General features: G+C 74.7%; 18 protein-coding genes. 10 read left to right on the top strand and 8 right to left on the bottom strand.

Annotated features, from left to right (window positions below; translation table 11 throughout):
• Positions 1-82: 82 nt before the first annotated feature.
• Entirely contained in the window at positions 83-769 is a 687-nt protein-coding gene (locus QOZ88_RS21790) for a class F sortase (RefSeq protein ID WP_306001788.1), read from the top strand.
• 17 nt (positions 770-786) lie between these two features.
• Here the strand turns inward: QOZ88_RS21790 and QOZ88_RS21785 are convergent, their stop codons facing one another.
• Complete coding sequence (locus tag QOZ88_RS21785) at positions 787-1,257, bottom strand: VOC family protein (RefSeq protein WP_306001787.1); 471 nt, start codon at positions 1,255-1,257, stop codon at positions 787-789.
• 476 nt (positions 1,258-1,733) lie between these two features.
• Here QOZ88_RS21785 and QOZ88_RS21780 point away from each other — a divergent pair, with 476 nt between their 5' ends.
• The 3 genes from QOZ88_RS21780 (at position 1,734) to QOZ88_RS21770 (ending at position 6,718) form a co-directional block, all read left to right on the top strand.
• Positions 1,734-3,410 carry a DUF4331 domain-containing protein gene (locus tag QOZ88_RS21780; protein WP_306001786.1) on the top strand — a complete coding sequence of 559 codons (1,677 nt, stop codon included), beginning with the start codon at positions 1,734-1,736 and terminating at the stop codon, positions 3,408-3,410.
• A 237-nt stretch (positions 3,411-3,647) separates the two neighbouring features.
• Positions 3,648-4,958, top strand: a complete 1,311-nt coding sequence (locus tag QOZ88_RS21775; protein ID WP_306001785.1) for a tetratricopeptide repeat protein — start codon at positions 3,648-3,650, stop codon at positions 4,956-4,958.
• Positions 4,955-6,718 carry a hypothetical protein gene (locus QOZ88_RS21770; protein WP_306001784.1) on the top strand — a complete coding sequence of 588 codons (1,764 nt, stop codon included), beginning with the start codon at positions 4,955-4,957 and terminating at the stop codon, positions 6,716-6,718. Before QOZ88_RS21775 ends, QOZ88_RS21770 begins: the two co-directional genes overlap by 4 nt.
• A gap of 27 nt (positions 6,719-6,745) precedes the next feature.
• On the opposite strand, the gene QOZ88_RS21765 is transcribed toward QOZ88_RS21770, so the two are convergent.
• Positions 6,746-7,150, bottom strand: coding sequence for an MmcQ/YjbR family DNA-binding protein (locus QOZ88_RS21765; protein WP_306001783.1), 405 nt, complete (start codon positions 7,148-7,150; stop codon positions 6,746-6,748).
• Positions 7,151-7,248: 98 nt separating this feature from the next.
• On the opposite strand from QOZ88_RS21765, the gene QOZ88_RS21760 reads away from it, so the two are divergent.
• Both QOZ88_RS21760 and QOZ88_RS21755 read left to right on the top strand, forming a co-directional pair.
• Entirely contained in the window at positions 7,249-7,620 is a 372-nt protein-coding gene (locus tag QOZ88_RS21760) for a nuclear transport factor 2 family protein (RefSeq protein ID WP_306001782.1), read from the top strand.
• An 82-nt stretch (positions 7,621-7,702) separates the two neighbouring features.
• Complete coding sequence (locus QOZ88_RS21755) at positions 7,703-9,394, top strand: flavin monoamine oxidase family protein (protein ID WP_306001781.1); 1,692 nt, start codon at positions 7,703-7,705, stop codon at positions 9,392-9,394.
• Here QOZ88_RS21755 and QOZ88_RS21750 read toward each other — a convergent pair.
• Both QOZ88_RS21750 and QOZ88_RS21745 read right to left on the bottom strand, forming a co-directional pair.
• Positions 9,391-10,668 carry a class I SAM-dependent methyltransferase gene (locus tag QOZ88_RS21750; protein ID WP_306001780.1) on the bottom strand — a complete coding sequence of 426 codons (1,278 nt, stop codon included), beginning with the start codon at positions 10,666-10,668 and terminating at the stop codon, positions 9,391-9,393. The two genes, QOZ88_RS21755 and QOZ88_RS21750, sit on opposite strands and share 4 nt — an antisense overlap.
• 60 nt (positions 10,669-10,728) lie before the next feature.
• Positions 10,729-11,064: a hypothetical protein gene (locus QOZ88_RS21745; protein ID WP_306001779.1), complete on the bottom strand. Its 336-nt coding sequence runs from the start codon at positions 11,062-11,064 to the stop codon at positions 10,729-10,731.
• 145 nt (positions 11,065-11,209) lie between these two features.
• Between QOZ88_RS21745 and QOZ88_RS21740 the strand changes: the two genes are divergently transcribed.
• Entirely contained in the window at positions 11,210-11,872 is a 663-nt protein-coding gene (locus QOZ88_RS21740; RefSeq protein WP_306001778.1) for a hypothetical protein, read from the top strand.
• Positions 11,873-11,879: 7 nt separating this feature from the next.
• On the opposite strand, the gene QOZ88_RS21735 is transcribed toward QOZ88_RS21740, so the two are convergent.
• Both QOZ88_RS21735 and QOZ88_RS21730 read right to left on the bottom strand, forming a co-directional pair.
• Positions 11,880-12,986, bottom strand: coding sequence for an AI-2E family transporter (locus QOZ88_RS21735; RefSeq protein ID WP_306001777.1), 1,107 nt, complete (start codon positions 12,984-12,986; stop codon positions 11,880-11,882).
• A 284-nt stretch (positions 12,987-13,270) separates the two neighbouring features.
• Positions 13,271-13,903: a hypothetical protein gene (locus tag QOZ88_RS21730; protein WP_306001776.1), complete on the bottom strand. Its 633-nt coding sequence runs from the start codon at positions 13,901-13,903 to the stop codon at positions 13,271-13,273.
• Positions 13,904-14,205: 302 nt separating this feature from the next.
• On the opposite strand from QOZ88_RS21730, the gene QOZ88_RS21725 reads away from it, so the two are divergent.
• The 3 genes from QOZ88_RS21725 to QOZ88_RS21715 all read left to right on the top strand — a co-directional run bounded on the left by QOZ88_RS21725 (position 14,206) and on the right by QOZ88_RS21715 (position 17,486).
• Complete coding sequence (locus QOZ88_RS21725) at positions 14,206-14,484, top strand: hypothetical protein (protein WP_306001775.1); 279 nt, start codon at positions 14,206-14,208, stop codon at positions 14,482-14,484.
• A 67-nt stretch (positions 14,485-14,551) separates the two neighbouring features.
• Complete coding sequence (locus tag QOZ88_RS21720; RefSeq protein WP_306001774.1) at positions 14,552-15,802, top strand: phospholipase D-like domain-containing protein; 1,251 nt, start codon at positions 14,552-14,554, stop codon at positions 15,800-15,802.
• Between the two features lie 73 nt (positions 15,803-15,875).
• A complete protein-coding gene (locus tag QOZ88_RS21715) occupies positions 15,876-17,486 on the top strand; it encodes a molybdopterin-dependent oxidoreductase (protein WP_306001773.1) in 1,611 nt (536 codons plus the stop codon).
• A 19-nt stretch (positions 17,487-17,505) separates the two neighbouring features.
• On the opposite strand, the gene QOZ88_RS21710 is transcribed toward QOZ88_RS21715, so the two are convergent.
• Entirely contained in the window at positions 17,506-18,390 is an 885-nt protein-coding gene (locus QOZ88_RS21710; protein WP_306001772.1) for an alpha/beta fold hydrolase, read from the bottom strand.
• 9 nt (positions 18,391-18,399) lie between these two features.
• Positions 18,400-19,935 (bottom strand): phosphatase PAP2 family protein, encoded by a 1,536-nt coding sequence (locus QOZ88_RS21705; protein WP_306001771.1) that lies wholly within the window; start codon positions 19,933-19,935, stop codon positions 18,400-18,402.
• Between the last annotated feature and the right edge of the window lie 51 nt (positions 19,936-19,986).

Raw genomic sequence — 19,986 nt, 5'->3', positions numbered from 1 at the left:
TCCCTGCCCGGCGCGACCGGCGTCCGCGTGACGGCCCGTGACCCCGGCCGCCCCCATCCGCTGCCCCGCAGGGAGAGAGTCCGTGACCGATCGAGCCCGTTCGGCTGCCCGCTCCTGGGTGGTGCTCGCGGTCGCTCTGGCGGTGGTGGCGGTGGTGGCGCTGGGCGTCGCGCTCACCGGGCAGCAGAGCGCCCCGCAGCCACCCCTGCGCGCGGCGGCCGGGGAGCCCTCCACGTCGTCGACCAACACAACACCCCCCGCCGCGCCCGCCGCCCCGGCGGAGCCGACCACCGCGCCGGTCGAGGTGGCCGAGCCCGTCGCGCTGCGGATCCCCGCGCTGGAGGTCAGCAGCGAGGTGATGCAGCTGGGGCTGCAGCCCGACGGGACGGTGGAGGTCCCGCCCCTGGACCAGGTGGGCACGGCCGGCTGGTACCGCCAGTCCCCGGCGCCCGGCGCGGTCGGCCCGGCCGTGCTGCTGGGGCACGTCGACTCCGCCGAGCACGGCCCCGGCGTCTTCTTCGAACTCGGCGCGCTGACACCGGGTGCGGAGGTGGAGGTCGAGCGCCGGGACGGCACCGTCGCCGTCTTCACCGTCGACCGGGTGGAGCGCTACACCAAGACCGGGTTCCCCACCCTGCAGGTGTACGGCAACACCCCCGACCCCCAGCTGCGGCTGATCACCTGCGGCGGCGAGTTCGACCCCGTCGCCCGCAGCTACGAGGACAACGTCGTCGCCTACGCCACCCTGGCCGGCACCCGACCCGCCTGAGTTCGCCGGCGGTGGCCTCACGCCCGGCTGTCGGTGGGCCTGGGCAGCGACGCCACGAGTTCGAGGTTGATGTCGTCGGGATCCTGGACGGACAGGATCGCGATACCGAGGTGACGCAGCTCGACGACCTCGCCGTGCTCGACCCCGGCCGCGCCCAGCCGATCGGCGGCCTGCCGGAGGGCAGCCGGTGAACCGACCGACAGGCTCACGTGGTCCAGTCCGACCCGCGTCGGGTCGAAACGGTCGCCGGGCAATGCAGTCGGTCGCAGGCCCAGGAGCTGGTCGCCGAGCGCGAAGGTGCAGCCGCCGAAGAACCGCTGTGGGTCCTGACGTGCCGACGGGTCGTCGGACTGGTCGCTGAAGTCGATCGCCGGCTCGACGCCGAGCAGGCTGGTGTAGAAGGCCTTCGAGCGGGCGATGTCCGTCACCGTCAGCCGGACGTGGTGCAGCCCGGTCGGGTGCCCTGGAGCCATGGAGGTCTCTGACATGCGCTCACCCTCGCGCACGGCACGGACGCTCGCGCGGTGCCTTCCTCGCCGACTCGTCCTGAACGATCCCCCGATGCCGCGTCGGTGACTCGCGGGGCAGGGTCTGAGAGCCGCCGGTCACCCCTCCATGGCGGCGTCGTCCCGGCCGCGCCGACATCAGAGTGACTGCTGTGATCGGGCTCACTGACGGTGCGTAGCCGACGTGCCGCCGGAGAACATTTGATGGGCCACCACCGGATGCCGTAGGACCCGATCTCCTTCTACGTTCGCCCTGCTCGCAGCGGGCAAGCCGGAATCTGACGAACCACGGCGCAGCAGGACCGTGCCAGCTCCGGCCGGTGACCTTTCCTCACCCGTTTGCTGCCGCGTCCTGTCCGAGGACCCGCCGTGCGGCGGGGAGGGAGCTCCACATGCCAGGTTCAGTACGAGGTCGATCCGGACCCAGAGTCGCCACCGCGTGCTTCGCGGCCGGTGGCGTGTTCGCCACCTCCGCGGTGATCGGCCTGCTGCCCAACGTCGCGGGGGCGTCCAGCCACCGCGAAGCACCGCTGATCCTCAACGACCCGGCGGTGGACAACACCGACGTGTACGCGTTCTCCAGTCCGGAGAACGAGGACAACGTCACCCTCATCGCGAATTTCCGGCCGTTCCAGGAGCCCCTGCAGGGCCCCAACTTCCACCCGTGGGCCGAGGACGCCGAGTACCTGATCAACATCGACAACAACGGTGACGCGGTCGCCGACCTGATCTACCGGTGGCGGTTCACCACGGAGGACCTCCGGGGTCTCGACACGTTCCTCTACAACAACGGCCCGGTCACCTCGCTCGACGACGAGAACCTGCTCTACCGGCAGTTCTTCACCCTCGACGTGAGCACCGACGGCGGCGCCACCTACGGCGAGCCGATCTCCGAGGGCCAGGCCGCTCCCTCCTACGTCGGCCCGGCGAGCATGGGGTCGGCACGGGACTACGTCGACAACCTCCGGCAGCCGGCGATCGCCGACGTCGGTGGCGGCGGCATGACGCTGGTCACCCAGACCGAGGACCCCTTCTTCCTGGACATCCGGGTCTTCGACCTGATCTACGGCGCTGACCTCTCGGAACGGGGCAACGACACGCTGGCCGGGCACAACGTCAACAGCATCGCGCTCGAGGTGCCCAAGTCCGCGGTGGCCATCAACAACGACGCAGCGGCCAACCCGGTGATCGGTGTCTGGAGCACCGCTACGCGGCCCACGCTGCGCGACGCCGACGGCACCGCAGCGGAGGGGTCGGAGGGCTTCACCCAGGTGTCCAGGCTCGGCCAGCCGCTGGTCAACGAGGTCATCGTCCCCGCTGGGTTGAAGGACGCCTTCAACTCCATCCCGCCGTCCGCGGACGCCGAGGCGGCCGACGGTGCCGTCGTCGCGCGGGTGCTCGACCCCGAGGTGCCTCGGCTGATCGAGCAGATCTACGGGATCCCGGCGCCGCCGACGCCGCGGTGGGACATCTTCGAGGTCTTCCTCACCGGCATCGTCAGCACCGAGGTGCTCGACGTGGACGGGGACCCGGCGACGCAGAACCCGATCGACATCGACCTCAACTCGCAGGCGCTCAACGCCGACGCGGCCGAGTTCCAGCCGTCGGAGATGCTGCGGCTCAACATGTCGATCACCGGCCCGACCAGCCCGGACGGCAAGCCGCTCAAGAAGGCCAGCCCGCTCGGCGTGATCGGTGGGGACATCCAGGGTTTCCCGAACGGCCGCCGGCTCGCCGACGACGTGGTGGACATCGAACTGCTCGCGCTCGAGGGCATCTACGACGTCAGGGACGTGCCGGCTGACCGGCTGCAGGCGTTCCGGGCGTTGAAGCAGGGCGACAAGGTGCCGCGCAACGACGCCGAGTTCGGGCGGAACTTCCCCTACCTCGCGCCGCCGGAGACCGATGCGTCCAACGTGCCGGACAGCAACAAGCAGTACACCACCTGGCCCGGCCGGGACGACGACAAGGACCACGGCGCAGCCGTGGCGTCGTCCGGGGGGACCGGGGCCGGATGGGACGCGCTGCCGGTGGCCACCGGAACGTTGGCGGCGTTGCTGATGGGCGCCGGCGGAGTCTCGCTGCTCCGCAGCCGGTCGGTGACGGCTCGCGCCGCGGTGGGCGCGAAGAGCTGACCGATCCGTCGCCGCGGGGTGGCCGGCGGGCCCCCCCGGCGCCGGGCCCCCCGGCCGGCGGGACCGTCGGGGCCCCCCCCCGGCCCGCGTCAGCTCCTCGCGCGGCGGCGCGGGGGGGGCGCGCCCCCCCCCCCCCCCCCCCCCCCCCCCCACGACCGAGGAGAGTTCACGCCCCATGACAGCGCACCGCATCGGCCACGCGCCTCGTTCGTCGACCGCGCCGGGCCGGTGACGTCGATGACGACCCGTCGCACCGCTCGCAACCTGCTCGCGGCCGGCGTGCTGCTGTTGATCGTCTCCGCCGCGGTCGCCGGTCGGGCGGCCTCGCCCGAGCCCGACCCATCGATCGGCGCCGTGTCCACGGCGGCGCCCGATCCGCTCGCAGTGGCCGTGTCGAACGCTGAGCAACGCTTGGACGACGTCCCCGGCGACTGGCGCACCTGGGCGGAGCTCGGCGCCGTGTACGTCGAGCAGGCGCGAGTCACGGCCGATCCCTCCTACTACGCCAGGGCCGAGGATGCGCTCGACCGCTCGCTCGAGCTGCGTCCGGAGGGCAACGACGGCGCGCTGACCGGCCTCGGTGCGCTCGCCAACGCGCGTCACGACTTCGCCGCGGCGGCCGACCTCGCCGACCGAGCCCTGGCCGTGAATCCGTACAGCGCCACCGCGTGGGGCGTCCTTACCGATGCCCGCACCCAGCTGGGCGACTACGACGGCGCCGGCGCCGCGCTGTCCCGCATGCTCGAGCTGCGGCCGGGCGTCGCCTCGTTCACGCGCGCGTCCTACGACGCGGAGCTCCGCGGGGACACCGGCACCGCGGTCGCGGCGCTGGAGCAGGCGCTCGAGCTGGCGGCCACTCCCGCCGACGAGGCGTTCTGCAGGACGTACCTGGGTGGGCTCGCGTGGGCCGACGGCGACGTGGACGAGGCGTCGCGCCACTACGCGGCCGGCGCCGAGGCCGCGCCGGGGAACCCGCCGCTGCTCCTGGGGCAGGCACGCGTCGCCGCGGCCCGGGGCGAGGTGGAGGAGGCCACCCGGAAGTACCGGCAGGTGGTGCAGGCGCAGCCGTTGCCGGCGCACCTGGTGGAGTTCGGCGAGTTCCTGCTCGCCGTCGGCGAGGAGGACGAAGCCGCCGAGCAGTTCGCCGTGCTGGCGACCGTGTGGAAGCTCTTCGAGGTCAACGGCGTCGCCGACGACCTCGAGGTCGCGCTCTTCGAGGCCGACCACGGTGATCCGGCGGCCGCAGTCGCGGCGGCGGAGGCGGAGTTCGCGCGCCGGCAGAGCATCGACGCCCATGACGCGCTCGGCTGGGCGTTGCACCGGGCGGGGCGGGACGTCGAGGCGCTGGAGCACGCCCGCGCGGCCACCGCGCTGGGTGGTGAGGATGCCCGTTTCCTGTACCACCGTGGGGCGATCGAGGCCGCGCTCGGCCGGGTCGACGAGGCCCGCGCCACGCTGACCGCAGCCCTGGACCGCAACCCGTACTTCTCGCCGCTGCACGCCCCACGGGCCGAGCAATTGCTGACTGCGCTCGGCGGGCGCCCGTGAGGCGTCTGGTCGTCCTCGTCCTCGCGACGACTGCCCTCGCGCTGGCCCCGGTCGGCATCGCGGCGGCGCACCCGCTCGGCAACTTCACCGTCAACCACGCGAACGCGTTGCTGTTCACCCCGGACGGCGTGGAACTCGCCGCGGTGGTGGACCGGGCCGAGATCCCGGCCGCCCAGGCCCTGCTGGACCTGGCGCCCGACGGCACTCCGGGCGCCGGCGTCCTCGCGGCGGCCGCGGACGCACAGTGCGCCGCCCTCGGCGACGACGCCGTGCTGACGGTGGACGGCCGGACGGTGCCCTGGACCGTCGAGCGCACGTCCCTGGAGGTCCTACCGGGCACGGCCGGGCTCCCCACGTTGCGGCTGGAGTGCGACCTCCGGGCGGCGGCCGACCTGACCGCACCCCGTCAGGTCTCCTTCCGGGACGACCACCTCGACGGGGTTCTGGGATGGAGGGAGATCACCGCGGACGGCGACGGCGTCCGGCTGCTCGACCCGTCGGTGCCTGCCGAGAGCCCGACCGACGCCTTGCGCGACTACCCGGAGGAACTGCTCGAGACACCGCTGGACGTGCGCAGCCTCGAGGTGGCGGTCGAACCGGGCCAGAACCGCGGGGCAGGGGCGCCCGCCGCCATGGGGTCGTCCGGTGATCCGTTCGGCTCCGCACTGGCTGCGCTCGACCGCCGGCTCTCGCAGCTGATCGGCGACGACGCGCTCTCGCCGCTGGTCGGTGCCCTCGCCCTCGGGCTGGCGGCCCTGCTCGGGTGCGGGCACGCGCTGCTCCCCGGCCACGGGAAGACCGTCATGGCCGCCTACCTCGCCGGCCGCCGGGGCCGCCCCCGGGACGCCGTCCTCGTCGGGGTGACCGTCACGGCAACCCACACGGTCGGCGTGCTCGCGCTCGGACTGGCGGTCTCCCTCTCGAGCGCGTTCGCCGGCGACCAGGTGCTCCGCTGGCTGGGGGTGATCAGCGGCATCCTCGTCGCCGGCATCGGCGCCTTCATGCTGCGCGGAGCGTTGCGCGACCGCCGGGCCGCGCTCGAGGTCGACGTGGTCCGTCGCCTGCCCGAGCCGGCGCTGGCGGCCGGCGTGCCTGCACTCGCCTCCGTGAGCAGCGTCGGTCCGGTGACCGAGGTGGTCCCGCACCGTCACGGCCACGGTCATGACCACCACCACGATCACGATCACGATCACGATCACGATCACGATCACGACCACCACGATCACGATCACGATCACGATCACGATCACGATCACGATCACGATCACGATCACGACCACGACCACGATCACGACCACCACGGCCACGGCCACGGCCACGACGACCACCACGGTCACGGTCACGACCACGGTCACGGCCACGGTGCACCCGGCGGCTGGTGGGCCGGTGCGCACACGCACGGGCCGGGCACGCACACGCACGGGCCGGGCCGCGGCGGGCTGGTCGGTATGGGCATCGCGGGGGGCCTGGTCCCCAGCCCGTCGGCGCTGCTGGTGCTGCTCGCCTCGGTGGGCCTGGGGAGGACGGTGTTCGGCGTCCTGCTCGTGGTGGCCTACGGGTTCGGCATGGCCGCCACGCTGACGGCCGTCGGCCTGGCACTCGTGCGGCTGCGCAACCGGCTGGCCCGGCGGCTGGCGTCGATCGGGCCGTCCTCGGTGCTCCGAAGGCTGGCGGGCGCGGCTCCGCTGGTGACGGCGCTCCTCGTGGTCACGGTCGGGGTGGCGCTCGTCGTTCGCGGCGCATTGCTCGGTGCCGCCTGACACCGATCGAGCACGCGGTCCCTGCGTTCAGGAGGAACGGCCACCGCCGTCGAACTCGGCGAGCAGGCGCCGGGGCGCACGTGCGCGCCACGCGTCCTCCACCAGTTCGGCGAGCTCCTCGACCGGGATCCGCCCGAGCCGCACCAGGACGACGGCGTACCCGTCGAAGTGCGGGGTGGTGAGGAAGACGTCGGGCGCCGCAGCGATGAGCGAGGCCTTCACACCCTCGTCGGCCACGCGCACCCCCAGCAGCGGCCCGGCCTCGTCCGGCGCCGCGCCGCACAGTGCCGCGCGTTCGGACTCCCGCAGCGGCCGCGCCCACGCGAACGCCTTGCCGCGCACCCGCCACGAGGGGTGCCCGCCGTACGAGGGGTGCTCGTCGGTGTCCGGCAGCCCGGCGACGAGCCGCCGGACGTCCTCCCAGGTGGCCACCCCCGCAGTGTGGTCCCGACGGGGCTCGGGTGGGAGGGTGCTTCGCGGTGGGGCGGCAGCCGCACCGCCGCAGGACACCCGTGGAGAGAGGGACGACCGTGCCGACCGACCCGTACGCCGCCTTCCGGGCGGCCGTCGAGAGCCGCGACGTCGACGCCGCGGTGCGGCTCTTCGCCGACGACTGCGTCTTCCTGTCGCCGATCGTGCACGAGCCCTACCGCGGCACCGGGCCGCTGCGCGCGATCCTCACCGGCGTGATGTCGCTGTTCGAGGACTTCCGCTACACCGCGTCCTACGCGGGCGACGGCGGGCACGTCCTCGCCTTCGACACCCGGGTCGGCGACCGCGCCCTCCAGGGCGTGGACATCCTGCGCAGCCGCGACGGTGTGCTCACCGAGCTGACCGTGATGGTCCGCCCGTACTCGGCCGCGACCGCGCTCCGTGAGCGGATGGCGGCGCTGCTCGCGTGAGCCTGCGAGGCGGAGGACCGGTTCGCCGTAGGGTGCGACACCGCGGTGCGGCCGGCCGGCGGCAGCCAGGAGGGAAGAGGCGATGACGATCGGTCCCGATCGGGAGACGGCTCACGAGGAGGACCGGCCGCCGGTCACGATCTTCGGCCCGGACTTCCCGTTCGCGTTCGACGACTGGATCACCCACCCCGCGGGCCTGGGCGCGATCCCGCCGGAGCGGCACGGCGAGGAGGTGGCCATCGTCGGCGCCGGGATATCCGGCCTGGTCGCGGCCTACGAGCTGATGAAGCTGGGGCTCAAGCCGGTCCTCTACGAGGCCTCGCAGATGGGCGGCCGGCTGCGGTCGGCCCGGTTCGAGGGGGCGCCGGAGGAGATCGTCGCCGAGCTGGGCGGCATGCGGTTCCCCGTGTCGTCGACCGCCTTCTACCGCTACGTCGGCCTGCTCGGCCTGGAGACGAGGCCCTTCCCGAACCCGCTCACGCCGGCGTCGGGGAGCACGGTGATCGACATCGAGGGGGAGACCCACTACGCGGAGACCTCCGAGGCGCTGCCGCCGCTGTTCCGGGAGGTGGCGGCGGCGTGGGCGGACGCCCTGGGGACCGTGCGCTTCGCCGAGATCCAGGACGCGATCCGGGCGCGCGACGTGAAGGCGCTCAAGTCGCTGTGGGACGAGCTGGTGCCGCTGTGGGACGACCGCACCTTCTACGACTTCATCGCGAGCTCCGACGCGTTCTCGCGGCTGTCGTTCCACCACCGCGAGGTCTTCGGGCAGGTGGGGTTCGGCACCGGCGGGTGGGACTCCGACTTCCCGAACTCGATGCTCGAGATCTTCCGCGTCGTGATGACCAACTGCGACGAGGACCAGCGCTTCGTCGTGGGCGGCGTCGAGCAGGTGCCGTGGGGGCTGTGGAACCACGCCCCGGATGCGCCGGCGCACTGGCCGGCCGGGACGACGCTGGCCAAGCTGCACTCCGGCGGGCCGCGGGCCGGGGTCGCCGCCATCGCCCGTGACGCCGACGGGAGCTTCGCCGTCACGGACGCCTGGGGCCACACCGCCCGCTACCCCGCGGTGCTGGTCACCTGCCAGAGCTGGCTGCTGACGACGACGATCGACTGCGACGAGGACCTCTTCGCGCAGAAGATGTGGACGGCGCTGGACCGCACCCGGTACATGCAGTCGTCCAAGACCTTCGTGATGGTCGACCGGCCCTTCTGGAAGGACAAGGACCCGGAGACCGGCCGCGACGTCATGAGCATGACCCTCACCGACCGGCTCACCCGCGGCACCTACCTGTTCGACCACGGGGAGGACAAGCCCGGCGTCATCTGCCTGACGTACTCGTGGATGAGCGACGCGCTGAAGATGCTCCCGTACCCGGTCGACCAGCGGGTGCGCCTCGCGCTCGGCGCACTGGGGAAGATCTACCCCGACCTCGACATCGCGCAGCACATCATCGGCGACCCGATCACCGTCTCCTGGGAGGCCGACGCGCACTTCCTCGGCGCCTTCAAGGGTGCTCTGCCCGGGCACTACCGCTACAACCACCGGATGTACTCGCACTTCGTGCAGGACGACTTCCCGCCCGAGCAGCGGGGGATCTTCCTGGCGGGCGACGACGTCTCGTGGACCCCGGCCTGGGTGGAGGGCGCCGTGCAGACCTCCCTCAACGCGGTGTGGGGCATCATGCGGCACTTCGGCGGCGGCACCCACCCCGAGAACCCCGGCCCCGGTGACGTGTTCGCCGAGCTCGGCCCCGTCGCGCTGCCGGACTAACCCGAGCGGCTCCACTCCGGGCGGCGCAGCGGCAGGCGGTCCTCGCCGCCCGGCCGCACCGCGAGGACCTGGTTCACGCCCACCCGGTGCCGCTCGAAGGCCAGGGCCGAGCCCGCGAGGTAGAGCCGCCACACCCGTGCCCGCCCCGGGGACGACGCCCGCACCGCCTCCTCCCAGTGCTCCTCGAGGTTGCGCACCCACGCCCGGCAGGTGAGCGCGTAGTGGCGGCGCAGCGACTCGACGTCGACGACCTCGAGCCCGGCTTCCTCCAGCACCCCCACGTGGGTGGCCAGGGGCTGCAGCTCGCCGTCGGGGAAGACGTACCGGCTGAGGAACGACCCCGGGTCGGGGCGGTCGGGCCCGGCCGCCGGACCTCGCGCGATCGCGTGGTTGAGCAGCCGGCCACCGGGGGCCAGCAGCGCGTGCAGCCGGGACGCGTAGGCCGGCAGCTGGGCGTGGCCGACGTGCTCGGCCATCCCGACCGACGCGATCGCGTCGAAGGGCCCGTCGGCGACCTCGCGGTAGTCCTGCAGCCGGATCTCGACGCGGTCGGCGAGCCCGGCGTCGGCGATGCGCCGGCGGGCCAGCTCGGCCTGCGCCGCGGAGATGGTCACGCCCACCACCGAGACGTCGTAGCGCGCGGCCGCGTGGAGGGCGAGCGACCCCCAGCCGCAGCCGACGTCGAGCAGCCGCATGCCCGGCTCCAGCCCCAGCTTGCGGCAGACCAGGTCGAGCTTGGCCTCCTGCGCCTCCTCCAGCGTGGCACCGGGCCCGGGGAAGTAGGCGCAGCTGTAGACCAGCGAGGGGCCCAGCAGCAGCCGGTAGAAGTCGTTCCCGACGTCGTAGTGGTGGCTGATCGCGCTGCGGTCGCGGCGCAGCGAGTGGTGCAGCCCGCGCAGGCGGGCCTCCTCCGGGGGCGGCGCCGGCGGTGGTCCGAGGACCCCCAGCCGCAGCAGCGGCCCGGCCAGGTGCACCAGCGTCCGCCGGTCCAGCCGCAGGGCGGGGCGGGACGGCAGGTCGTCGGGGAAGCTCAGCGCCGCGTACAGGTCGCCCTCCACGTCGAGGTCCCCGCTGACGTAGGCGCGGGCGAGCCCGAGCTCCCCGGGGGCGTGCACCAGGCGGCGCAGGGCCCGCCGGTTCCGCACGACCAGGGTGGGGGCGCCGTCGACGACGGATTCCGAGCCGTCCCAGCAGCGCACCGAGAGGGGGAGCGGGGCACCCAGCAGGGTCGTGGCCAGCTCGTCCACCAACCGGCTCGCTCCCTGGTGCGCCATGCACCCGACCCTGGCAGACCGACCGCCGTCCCCGGGAGGGGTTTCGCCGCCGGGATGCGGTCAGAAGGCGTCGAGGAGGAACCGCCCGGCCGTCCAGACGCCCAGTCCGGTCAGCGCAGCCACGAGCAGGAGGAGCAGGACGACCCATGCCACGGCGAGGTGGTCGCGCCACGTCGTCGCGTACGGCGCCGGCGGTGCCGGGTCGGGCAGGGGCCGGGCGAGCCACTGGGCGGCGTGCCCCTGGGAGCAGAAGTCGGCGTCCACGAAGTGGAGCCCGTCGGCCTCGTCCGAGCGGGTGACCTCGAGGTGGACCCAGCCCCGGCCGCCGTCCACGTCGGCCCAGGGCCGGCCGCAGGTCGCGCAGGCGGACACGTCCGCGGGGTCGGGCGGGGGCACGCCCGGCACGCTAGCGGCGGGCCGGTGCCCATCCGGCCAGGCGCACCGACCGGTGCCGAGACCGCTCCCGCGCACCGGCTTGCCCCCGGTGCGCCGCGGGACCACGCTGGGGTGCGGAACACCCCGGCCGAGCGGAGGAGGGAGCATGCGCGCCCAGCGGCGGACGCGTGCGGGCAGCGGCGTGGTCACCACCGGCGCCCGCGCGAGCGGGGTCGCGGTCGCCGCCGCTCTCGCCGTCGGGGGTCTGGCCGCCTGCGGGGACGGCGCGACCGGTGCGACGGCGCAGGAGGTGCAGGGGCTCGCCGACGAGCTCGATGCGCTGCGGGACCGGGTCGCGGAGCTGGAGGAGCGCCCGGTCCCGTCGGCCGCCCCCGCCACGCCCACGGAGGGCCCCTCCGGGACGGGGGACGGGGCGTCACCGCCGGACGACGGTCCGCAGCAGCCGTTCGACGACCCCGCCGGGCTGTTCGAGGACCCCGGGCCCCTCATCGGTCAGGACGTCACGGTGACCGCCGAGGTCGTCGGCCTGGTCTCGGTCTCGGACGTCGGCGCCGCCTTCCGGCTCGGCGACGGGAACGGGACCACCGTCGGCGTGATCACGGTGACGCCGCCCGGTGAGCTGGAGGTCGGCGACGTCCTGCGGGTGACCGGCTCGGTCGAACGGGTCGAGCGGGAGTCCTTCGAGGCGGACTTCGGCATCTCCGCCGGCGTGCTGGCGGAAGACCCCGAGGCGCTGTTCGCCGCCCTCGCCGGGGACGTCGCGGTCGCGGCCCGCGAGATCGAGGTCGTGCAGCAGTCCTCCGACTGAGCCCGGGCTACCGGACGCGCGCGTCCGGCGCCGGTTCCAGCGAGACGGGCTCCGGGACCGCGGGTGCCGGGTCGGGGCGCGCCGGCGGGTTCTCGCGCAGGTGGTCCAGCACCCGGTAGGCGACCGCCACGAGCGGCACGGCCAGCAGCGCGCCGGCCAGGCCCCAGAGCATCGAGCCGGCGGTCACCGCGACGAGGATGACCACCGGGTGCAGCCGCAGCGCCCGGCCGACGATGATCGGCTGCAGGATGTTCCCCTCGACCTGCTGCACCACCAGGACGGCGACCAGCACGATGATCGCGTCGGTCAGCCCGTTGGTCACCAGGGTGACCAGGACGGCCACCGCCCCGCTCACGGTCGCGCCGAACAGGGGGACGAAGGCGCCGAGGAAGATCAGCAGGGTGAGCGAGGGCCACAGCGGCACCCCGAGGACCAGCATCGCCGCGCCGATGCCCACCGCATCGATGAGCGCGACGATGATGACGCCGCGCACGTACAGCGACAGCGTCGTCCACGCCGTCCGGCCGGCGCCGTCGACCTGGTCACGTCGCCGGTCGGGGACCAGCCGCAGGACCCAGGCCCACATCGACGCCCCGTCCTTGAGCAGGAAGAACGTCAGGAAGGCCACCAGGACGATGGCGGCCAGCACGTAGAGCGCCATGCTCGCGGCGGCCGTCGGTTCGGGTGCGAGCCGGAAGATGCGGTCCACGAGGGCGTTGCGGGCCTCGGTCACCTGCTGCGGGTCCAGGCCCAGCGGCCCCTCGATCAGCCACACGCGGATGCGGTCGATGCCTGCGGCCAGCGGGCGGGTGAGGTTGCGCAGCTGGTCCGCGGCGCGGAATCCGACGAGGAAGCCGACGCCGACCAGGGCGCCGAACAGCAGGAGCACCGACAGCAGCGCCGCGAGCGCCCGGGGGAGCCCCTTGGACAGCCACCGGGTGAGCGGCTGGACGATCGCGGTGAGCAGCAGGGCGACGGCGATGGTCACCGTCACGAGCGGCAGCCGCAGCAGGAGGAAGAACAGCAGCCAGCCGATCCCGGCCAGCGCCAGGAGGGCGGTGCTGACCACGAGGGTCCGCACCGCCCAGGCCGGTGCGGCAGGCACCACCGGCACCGGGCGACCGTCGCGCGATGCCGGGACGGTCCTCGGCGCGGGGGCGCCGGCACCGTCCTCCGGTGCGCCCGCTCCCCGCCTCGACCACCAGCTCACCGCCGTCGTCCCGTCCGCACAGTCGCTCCTCCGGTCGTGGTGGTCCCCGTCCGTCCCCGGGCCGCGCCGCGGCCAGGTGTACGTCCGCATCCTCGGCCACTGCGGCGCGACCGGCCGGGCGAGCTGCGCACGGCGGCGGTGGAGCACCGGGAGAACCGGTGCTCCACCACGCATCGCCCGCTGGTGGGTCAGTCGTTCTGACCCTGCTCCTGCAGCACCTCGATGCTGTCGGCGGAGATGGCCACCGAGCCGTCCTCCTCCTGGAACCACGCGTCGGCGTCCTCGAACAGCTCGTCCTCGGCGATGCCGAAGTCCTGCTCGAAGCTGTCCCGCTGCACCTGGACCACGGTGCCCGTGACCTGGACGACGTCGTTGGCGTCGATCTCCGCCGGCGGGGAGGCCGAGACGACGGCGATCGGGTCGCCCGACTCGCCGGCGATCCGGAAGGCGCTGCCGACGTCGGTCGTCGTCACCATCTCCGAGATCTCCGCGCTGACGGTGACTTCCTGGCCGACGTAGGACTGGCTGTCCTCGAAGACCGCGGCGGTGTCGTCGTCGGCACCCAGCGCGTCGCCGGCGCCGGCGTCGGCGTCCGTGCCCAGCCCGTCCTCCAGGACACCGACGCGCTCGTCCAGGCCGGCCAGATCGTCCTCCACCTGCTGCAGGTCCTCGGCGGTGACGCCGCCGGCCTCAGGGCCCGCCGAGTCGTCGCTGCAGGCGGCCAGGCCGCCCATGCCGAGCACGGCGGCGGCCAGGGCGGTCGCGGTGCGACCCGCCCGCTGCCTACCGGTGGACGTGGTGCGTGCGGCGTTCGTGCTCATGCTTCTCCCCCTCTGCGTCGCGGCCGGTCGTGTCGCGGCCGTCGTCGATGTGGACGACGCATCAGGTGCCCGCCGGCGGCGGGGGGAGGCGGCCTGTGCCCGCACCGACATACAGCCGACACCGTTCCGCCACATGGTCACGGAACGGTCTCGGCCGACTGCCTGCCCGCTCTGTTGCGGTCGTCTTGCAGATCCGTGTCAGCACGGCGGGCGCCGCGCCGACCGCCGTGCGGGCGGGCACATCCGGTGGAGCGGCCGGCGTCGCCGTGGCCGCCCACGTCCAGCCCCACCCGGAGGTCGTCATGTCCCAGCCCGTCCTGTCCCGTCCGGCCGGGGCCGAGCCGCTGCCCCGGAACCTCGCCGCCGTCGACGACGACCTCCGGTCCTGCCGCCGCATCCGCCGGGACGCGGAACGAGAGCTCGCCGAGGTCCGGCGGCGCCAGGAGGAGCTCGCCGACCTGGAGGCCGCCCTGCTGGTGACCATCGACTGCCGGTCGCGCATGGTCGACCACCTCCTCGACGAGCGCTTGCGGGTCCGTGCGGCGCCGGTGCGCCGCGACGGGTGGACGCCTGCGCCGTGACGGCGCCGCGCGTTTCGCGGCGGCCTGGCTGGACACCGGACCCTGGACGGACGTGGGAGGAGAACCCGTGGCAACCGGATCCGTGGTGCAGCAGGGCCAGGGGACGTCGTCGTCCCAGGAGCGGCCGTCCCCCCGGCGGGCGCTGGAGGCGCTCGTCGGGGTGCCGTTCACCGAGGGCAACCGGCTCCAGCTGCTGCGGAACGGGGAGGAGACGTTCCCGGCGCTGCTCGACGCCATCGCGGTCGCCGAGCGGAGCGTCGACCTGGTGTGGTTCTCCTGGCGGGGCGGGGAGATCTCCCACCGGCTGGCCCGGGCCCTCGCCGACCGGGCACGGGACGGCGCCCGGGTGCGCATCCTGCTCGACGGCTACGGGGCCAGGCAGATCGACCGCGACGACCTGCGGACCATGCGGCAGGCCGGGTGCACGGTGTTCTTCTACCGGCCGCTGCACACCCTGCGCGTCGGGGTCTGGAACCTGCGCACCCACCGGCGGGTCCTGCTCTGCGACGAGGCGGTGGGCTTCACCGGCGGCACCGGGGTGGACACCACGTGGACCGGCGACGGCCGGCACCTCGGCAGCTGGCGGGACACGGCCGTCCGCGTCGAGGGGCCCGCGGTCGCCGGCCTGCGGTCGGCGTTCGAGCAGGCCTGGATGCAGGCCCAGGTCCGCCTCACCGGAGAGGTGGTGGCCGACCAGGACCGGTTCCCCGAGCTCACCCCGGTCGGGCGGACGGCGGTCCAGGTCCTGCGGCCGCCGTCCCAGCCGGGCTGGAGCGAGGCGGCGATCGCGCTGGCCGCCCTCCTGCACTCCGCACGGGAGGAGGTGCGGATCACCACGCCCTACGTGCGGCTGCCGCGCTGGCTGCGCCGGGCGGTCGCGACGACGGCGCAGCGGGGGGTGCGCGTCCGGCTGCTGGTGGCCGGCCCGCACGTGGAACGGCCGGCGGTCCACCTGCAGGGGGAACTGGACTTCCAGGAGCTGCTCGACGCCGGGGTGGAGATCTGGCGCTACCAGCCATCGCTCCTGCATGCAAAGGTCGTCACCGTCGACGGCGCTCTGGCGATGATCGGCACCGCGAACCTGGACACCCGGTCGCTGGCGCTCAACGAGCAGGTGTGCCTGCTGGCCGACGACCGCACCGTCGCCGGGGCGCTGGACGCGGACTTCGACGAGGACCTGGTCCGGAGCGTGCGGGTGGACCCGGAGCAGTGGCGTGCGCGGGGCCTCTGCCGCCGCACCCTCGAGGTCGCCTCCGACGTCGTCGGCCGGCCGCTGCGCGGCTGGGGGGCCGTCGGGCTGGCCGGCCGTCGTCCCTGACTCCCGCATGACGATCCGGGGACGAACCCGGGACGGCGGTGTGCCGTCCGCGCGCGCGGGTCATGGGTCCGACGTGGCGGAGACAAAGCATGGAGCAGGTGGACGGACGGGGCGGGCCCACCCGCTGGGCCGGGGGAGCGCGGCGCTGGCCGGGGTCGCCGCGGTGGTCGCCGCGCTCGGGCTGGCCGAGCTCGTCGCCGGCCTGATCCCCGCGGCGCCCTCCCTCGTCGTGGCCGTGGGGGACACGGTCATCGACAGCGTGCCCGGCTGGCTGGAGCAGTGGGCGATCGCGACGCTGGGCACCGCGGACAAGCCGGTCCTGATCGGGGGCGTCCTGGTCGTCTCCGTGCTGATCGGCGCCGGGCTGGGGGTGCTCGCCCGGCGCTACGTCATCCTGGCCGCCGGCGGCATCGCCCTCTTCGCGACGCTCGGTGTCGTCGCCGCGCTGGCCGACGACCGCAACCCCGTCTTCCTGACCGTGCTGGTGGGCCTGCTCGGAGCCGTCACCGGCATCGCCGTGCTGGGTCTCCTCGTCGTGGGCCTGCCACGCCGGGCGGTGCCGGCGGACGCGGGCCGCCCGGCCCCCGCCGACCCCGCCGATCCCGGGACGGTGCCCGCGCTGAGCCCGCTGGACCGGCGGCGGTTCCTGGCCGTGACCGGCGGGGCCACCGTGCTCGGCGTGCTCGCCGGGATCGGTGGGTCGCTGCTCTCCGGGCGGGAGCGCCTCGACCAGCTGCGGGCCGCCATCCGGCTGCCGGTGCCCGCGCGGCAGGCGGCGCCCGTGCCGGCCGGCGCGGACCTCGAGATCCCGGGGCTGACGCCGCTGTTCACGCCGAATGCGGAGTTCTACCGGATCGACACGGCGCTGCGCGTGCCCACCGTCGACCCCGATGGCTGGCAGCTCGAGGTGCGGGGGATGGTCGACGAGCCGTTCACCCTCACCTACGCCGAGCTGATGGAGCTGCCGCACATCGAGGCCGACGTGACGCTCGCCTGCGTGTCCAACGAGGTGGGCGGCGACCTGGTCGGCAACGCCCGGTGGCAGGGCGTCCCGCTGCGCGCGCTGCTGGACCGCGCCGGCCTGCAGGAGGGCGCCACCCAGCTCATCGGCCGCTCCGTCGACGGGTTCACCGCCGGCTTCCCGGTGCTCACCGCGCTGGACGTCGAGGAGGCGATGGTCGCCGTCGCCATGAACGGCGAGCCGCTGCCGGCCGAGCACGGCTTCCCGGCCCGCCTCGTGGTGCCGGGCCTCTACGGCTACGTTTCGGCGACCAAGTGGCTCTCGGCCATCGAGCTCACCGGCTGGGACGTCGACGGCTACTGGATCCCCCGCGGCTGGGCCAAGGAGGGGCCGATCAAGACGCAGGCACGCATCGACGTGCCCGGCGGGGCGGTGGCCGCGGGACGGCGGCCCATCGCCGGGGTCGCCTGGGCGCCGACCCGGGGCATCGAGCGGGTCGAGGTGCGCATCGACGACGGCCCGTGGCAGGAGGCCGAGCTCGCCGAGCCGCTCGACGTCGACTGCTGGCGGCAGTGGTACCTGCCCTGGGAGGCGACGCCCGGCCGGCACCGCATCGCCGCCCGGGCGACCGACGGCCGCGGCGAGGTGCAGACCGACGAGCGGACCCCGGTGGCGCCCGACGGGGCGTCGGGCTACCCCGTCATCGAGGTCGTCGTCTCCTGAGCGACGTGGCCGCCGCCGGTCAGGCGGCGGCCTCCTCCTCGCGGGCGACCCGGGCGACCCAGCGGGCGACCTGCTCCACCACCACGTCGGGGGCGGTCAGCGGCAGCATGTGACCGGCTCCGGGCACCTGCACCAGCTCCCCGTCGGGCAGCGCGGCCATGAGCCGGTGGATCTCCGCGTTCGGCACCTCCGGGTCGCGGTCGCCGTGCACGAGCAGCGTGGGGACGGCGAGGGCGTGCGCGCGCGCGACGCCGTCATCGGACAGGCCGGCCAGGGCGGTACCGGCCATGGCCAGCGGCCGGGTGGTGAGGAAGTCGTCCCGCATCCGCGCCACGGCCTCCTGCGGCTCGCCGGGGGCGAAGGCGAAGTACCGGATGCCGCGGTCGGAGACCGCGCGCAGCGGCCGGAGCCGCCGCCCCCACCGGGCGCCGGTGCGCAGCAGGGCGAACCAGACCGAGCTCAGCCGGACCCGTGCCCAGGGCGGCAGGTGGCGCCCCGGGAACCCCGGCGCCGTCACCCCGGCGCCACCGGAGCCGACGAAGACCGCGCCCGTGATGCGGTCGTCGGCGCCGCCGTCGACGTGCCGGAGCAGGACCGCCCCACCGAGGCTGTGGCCCACCACGACCGCGGACCCGCGCCGGGGGACGACGGCGCCCAGCACGGCCGCCAGGTCGGCGGCGTGCGCGGCCAGCCCGTAGCCGCCGGAGCGGGCGTCCCCGGACTGGGCGTGCCCGCGCAGGTCGTAGGCGACCACCCGGTGCCCCTCGGCGAGCCGCCGCGGGACCTCGCCCCAGGAATCTGCGGACATCCCCAGCCCGTGCACGAGGACGACGAGCGGGGCGTCGTCGGCCCCCCACGAGTAGAGGGCCAGGCGGGTGCCGTCGAAGGAGGTCACGTCGGTCATGCCAGGCCCCTACCCAGCCGCCCGGCCGCTGCTGCGTCGATGTGGTGACGGTCGCACCGCTCCGCGCGCGGGCACCGCCTGCCGGGGGCGTGCCGTTGCCGGGTGGCGGAGCGCGGCGACCCCCGGCAGCAGGTACCGGGCGCAGACCAGGACCCACACGGTGCCCAGGACCGCTCCGGCGAGGACGTCGGTCGGGTAGTGCGCCGCGGTGTAGATGCGGGACAGGGCCGCCGCCGGGACGACCAGGACGGGTACGGCGAGGACCGCCCACCGCCACCGGCTCCGGGCCAGGGTGAGGACGAGCGCGGCCAGGGCGCCGTAGAGGGCGGCGGCCGCCGCGACGTGACCCGACGGCCAGCTCGCGGCCGTGGGCAGGCCCGAGGTGAGGTCCGCGATCGTCGGCCGGGCGCGGTCGACGGTGCGCGAGACGACGAAGTAGATGCCGAGCTCACCGGCGACGGTGACCAGCACGAAGACCACCGGCCGCCAGCTCCCGGTGATCGCCAGGGCCAGCACCGCGAGGGTCAGCGGCAGCGCGATGACCATCGCGGTGCCCGAGAGCCGCTCCACGGCGGCGGTGACGTCGGTGAGCGCCGGGGTGCGCGCCTCGACGAACGCGTCGACGACGGCCCGGTCGAAGCGGCCGAGCGCGGTGCCGCCCAGCACGCCGGTGACCAGCAGCCCCAGCGCGATCAGCACGACCGACAGCGCGGCGGCGGCGACCAGCAGCCGGGCCGCGGTGCGGCGCCCGTCGGGCAGCGCGGGCTGCTCCCTCGGCGCGGCGTGGGTCATGAGGTCCGGCTCGACCTCGAGCGGGTCCAGCGGCTCGTCGGGCCGGTGGTGGTGGGCGTGCTGCCAGGCCCGGAACGCCGCCGTCGTCACGGCGAGGATCCCGGCGCCGAGGGCGTAGCCGGCGAGCACATCGGTGACGAAGTGGACGCCGAGCGCCAGCCGGGTGAACCCGACGGCCAGGGCGAGGAGCAGGGCCGCGGCGACCACCCAGGGCCGCAGCCCGCGGCGCACCGCCGGGAGCACCAGCAGCGCCAGCGTCCCGAAGGTGACCAGGGAGACGGTGGCGTGCCCGCTGGGGAAGCTCGCGTTCGACGGGAGCTCGGAGACCGGATCGGCCACCACCGGGCGGGCGCGGTCGACGAGCGCCTTGGTGAGCGGGACCAGCACGGGCAGCGAGAGGCCGGTGACGGCGGCGAACGCGGCCAGCCGGCGCTGCCCCCGGATCAGCAGGAACACCGTGGTCAGCGTGAAGACCAGGATCGAGGCGGGCGCGCCGCCCAGGTCGGTGACGGCGCGCAGGACGCGGACCGTCGTGGGGGAGCCGGCCACCGCCGTGTTGAGCCCCGCCGCCACCTCGCCGTCCAGCGCGGCCAGCGGTGACCACTCCACCTGGACCAGCAGGAGGAGCAGCAGGAAGGGAACCGCCCCGGCGAGCAGGGCGACCAGGCCCAGGACGGCCCGCAGCCCGAAGCGGCCCAGCCCGGTGGTGCTGCGGCCGCCCTGGACGTGGGTGTGCTCCTCGACCCGGCTCATGCCCGTTCCGGGTACCCGCGCGGCGGCGGGCACACCGGGCGGCAGCTGACG

The organism is Blastococcus carthaginiensis, assembly GCF_030731085.1.
Taxonomy (GTDB): domain Bacteria; phylum Actinomycetota; class Actinomycetes; order Mycobacteriales; family Geodermatophilaceae; genus Blastococcus; species Blastococcus carthaginiensis.
Note: the sequence above shows the minus strand (reverse complement) of the source record. Positions and strands in the feature narration are given on the sequence as shown.